Source organism: Gammaproteobacteria bacterium (assembly GCA_003696665.1).
Taxonomy (GTDB): Bacteria; Pseudomonadota; Gammaproteobacteria; order Enterobacterales.
Map to the genome: position 1 here is coordinate 1 of RFGJ01000125.1, position 3,337 is coordinate 3,337.

4 protein-coding genes are annotated in these 3,337 nt (G+C 47.9%); 3 read left to right on the top strand and 1 reads right to left on the bottom strand.

What is annotated here, in order from left to right; all coding sequences use genetic code 11:
* From D6694_03900 to D6694_03910, 3 genes are all read left to right on the top strand, one after another.
* The coding region (locus D6694_03900; protein RMH46056.1) for a hypothetical protein at positions 1–605 on the top strand (605 nt) is incomplete at its 5' end.
* On the top strand, positions 574–1,296 hold the full coding sequence (locus D6694_03905; GenBank protein RMH46057.1) for a sensor histidine kinase: 723 nt from the start codon (positions 574–576) through the stop codon (positions 1,294–1,296). The genes D6694_03900 and D6694_03905, both read left to right, overlap by 32 nt.
* Before the next feature lie 65 nt (positions 1,297–1,361).
* Complete coding sequence (locus D6694_03910; GenBank protein ID RMH46058.1) at positions 1,362–2,117, top strand: hypothetical protein; 756 nt, start codon at positions 1,362–1,364, stop codon at positions 2,115–2,117.
* A 5-nt stretch (positions 2,118–2,122) separates the two neighbouring features.
* On the opposite strand, the gene D6694_03915 is transcribed toward D6694_03910, so the two are convergent.
* The gene (locus tag D6694_03915; protein RMH46059.1) at positions 2,123–3,214 is read right to left on the bottom strand and encodes a mechanosensitive ion channel family protein; all 1,092 of its coding nucleotides are present in this window, start codon (positions 3,212–3,214) and stop codon (positions 2,123–2,125) included.
* Positions 3,215–3,337: the final 123 nt, after the last annotated feature.

Consider the following 3,337-nt stretch of genomic DNA (forward strand, 5'->3'; position numbering starts at 1 on the left):
CTGGCTCCGCAATCACAATGTACAAAAAGTGTGAAGAAAAATACAAAGACGATCCTGTTGCGTTGGCCGCCAACCAATTGGCCGTGGCGCGATTGCTGGCTGAAGCGGATCTTCTTTCAGATACCGAACGATTTTTGCGCCGCACTAAACATACCTTGCTCCGAGTTCGTGAAAAGATCGCGGAGCACGATTTAAAATACATGCGCGATATGTTAGATAAACTTGGGGCATACGATACGCTGGCGGAACGAATTGAAGACATCAAGACCTTGCTCCAGCAAATTGAGGAAAATAATCAAACTCTCTCAACGCGCTCCTCAATTTCTCAAATCAAGGCGGTAGAAAAAAGCTTAGAAGGTGACAAGCTTGCCGATATCAATCCAAGCGACGCTTTGGAGAAATATTCGGAAGCCTTTTGGCTCGATCCAAATAATGAAGAATATAAGATGAAAGCCATCAGCACCATACTCCATTCGCCTACACTACGAAGCGACCCCGTCTACCGAGCCATGGCCAAAGATATTCTAAGAATCACACGACCGGACCGATTGACTCCAATGCAAAAAGCTGAGTATGAGAGGTTTAGCAATGCACTCAAAAACTGAAGAAAAAGAGATCTTCCCACTGTTCATTGCGTCGACCGTACATGACATTAAGAATGCGTTAAGCGGTGTTCTGGGGGAACTTGAAAACTTTACCGAACGTATGGACAACGACAATGAAGAAGATCGGCACATGGTGGCTGTTTTGCAGTATGAGGCCGCACGAATCAATGTCTCACTCATGCAACTCTTGACGCTCTACAAAATGGACAATGAAAATCTTGGCATCACAGTCATGCCAACCGATGTTTTCGAGCTTGCTGAAGACACTATCGCCGGATTCCAAAATATAGCTCGGCTCAAACAGTTAAGTATTCTAAACCAGACTCCTGAAGAACTCGTATGGAATTGCGATTCGTCACTGATAGAAATCTGTTTGACCAATATTATTGGTAACAGCGTGCGTTACTGTGACCAAAAGGTCGCGGTGGATGCCCAGACAGTCGAAAATGCTGGACACTCATATCTGTGTCTTGCTATCGAAGATGACGGTCGAGGTTATCCGCAAGCGATGATCGAAAACAGTGCGCAGTACATCAGGCGAATTTCATCGCGCACGGGTTCGACCGGGCTGGGATTATATTTTGCAGACACTGTCGCCCGCCTACATCAGAATAACCAGCACCGAGGCTTCATTCGATTATCGAACGAGGCATCGCTCGGAGGAGGCCGATTTGAGATTTGGTTGCCGTAATTTTGTTTTTCTTTTCGCATCACAATGAGTAAACTGAAGCCAGAAGAATTCAACAGTATAACGCCATGAATCTCACTGTTATTATCCTTAGTGGCATTACCATCCTCATCATCAGCCTCTTAGTGTCGGGCTATCTGCAAAAGCGTGCTCAAATTTTGGCTGAAAAACGACAAAAAGCCACCACCCATTTTTATCAGGGCCTAAATACAGCTAAGGTGCTTGACCTGCTGCGGGGCGTCGTGGTGCCAAGCGACATCATGAAGTATTTGTTCAACTTAGTTGAAACGCACTACAAGAAAGCCAAAGAATTTTGGCCGCAATACCCAAACATTGATGCCGAAATTGACAAAATTGTGCTTAGGAAGGAAAGCTATAAACCGTCCCAAAAGCCAAAGAATCCAGTCCCGTCCGATGAACAGAAGATTGTCGCCATCAGCAATCGTTTGAGAAAACTCGACAAGCACCTACGCCAGCTGGCCCAATCAGCTTATCTGCCAGATGAACAGTACCGTGCCTGGCACGCATGGCTGGTGCGCGAGGTTGCTAGGATTGAAATTGATGGTGCCATTAAACTCGCGGAACGTGCGTTGGAGAAACAGGCCGTTGCGACGTGTAAAACCCACCTTGGTTTCTTGGCGGAACGTGTCGCCGCCTATGAAAAACTCGGTGATGACTTTATTGCTGAACGAAGAAAACACCTCGACGACATCACTCACCGCCTCGAGCAACTCATCAAGGAAATCGAGGCCAAACAGAAAGAGGAAGTCTCCCCCACCAACGAAGAAGACGATCCTCTGTTTGGCACGAAGAAGAAATGGTAACGTGACTAGCCAGTTTTGTTATTTTCCAAATACAGGGTTCTTGTGGGGAATGCGACATCCGCGCCATGCGCATGAATAATATCAAGAATATCAAGGAGGACGCGTTCCTTCACCTTATGGTAGGTCACCCAATCCGTCGTCTTCGTGAAGCAGTAGATAAAAAAGTCCAACGAACTCTCGGAGAAGCGATTGAAGTTCACAATGATCGTTTGCGTTGTATCCAAGTCCTCATGCTGAGCTAAGTAGTCCTTCACGGCAGTCACGATCGCCCTGACTTGACGGGCATCTTGATAACGAAGCCCAATCGTTTCATAAATCCTTCTGTGCGTCATGCGCGATGGGTTCTCGACAGCAATCTGCGAGAAAGTGGCGTTCGGCACATACAAAGGCCGCTTATCAAACGTGCGTATACGAGTATGTCGCCAACCAATATATTCGACCGTGCCCTCAATTTGCCTATCCGGCGAACGAATCCAGTCGCCCACCTGAAAAGGGCGATCAAGGTAGACCGTTAAGCCGCCAAAGAAATTGGCCAGCAGATCCTTCGCCGCCATACCAACGGCCAAACCACCAAGTCCACCGAACGCGAGCACAGCAGATACATTAATATTAAAACTCTGCAACAGCATGATGCCTGCTGTGATGAGCACAGTGGCACGGAGCAGCTTACCAATTGCGTGCGCTGTGGTCGCGTCGATGCGGCTGTCTGGGCCACGCTCACTCGCCGACAACCAGTGATTTTCCAGTCCCTGAACAATTCTAATGGCAAACCAAGCGATAAGCACCACCACGGTGGCGTCACGTAAATGTCCAAACGTGCTTAGCCAATGCGGCGCCAAATCCCCTCGCACAATTGTGACGGCCACAGAGATGCCAACAAGCCATATGCCCCACGCGACCGGATCCCCTAACGCTTTCCAAAGGATATCATCCCATTTGTTCTGACTTTTTGTGACCCCAAGCCCGATACGTCTGTGCAGACGTCGCCAAATAAAAACGACGCTCGCTGTCAACAGCAGCACAAGGAACAATCGGATACTCCATCCCCAGTAGCCTGTTGGGTTGAATAGAAATTCCTGAAGTGTCATCCAGTTCATAGTAGCTTCCTGTTTTGCTATATTCTTTTAGTTTTGTTCACAACTTCTCAATAGTGCGCGTGTGGCTTGATAACGGCGATCAGTCTGTAGCATTTCCCAAGTCATAGAGCGTCGTGCACGAAG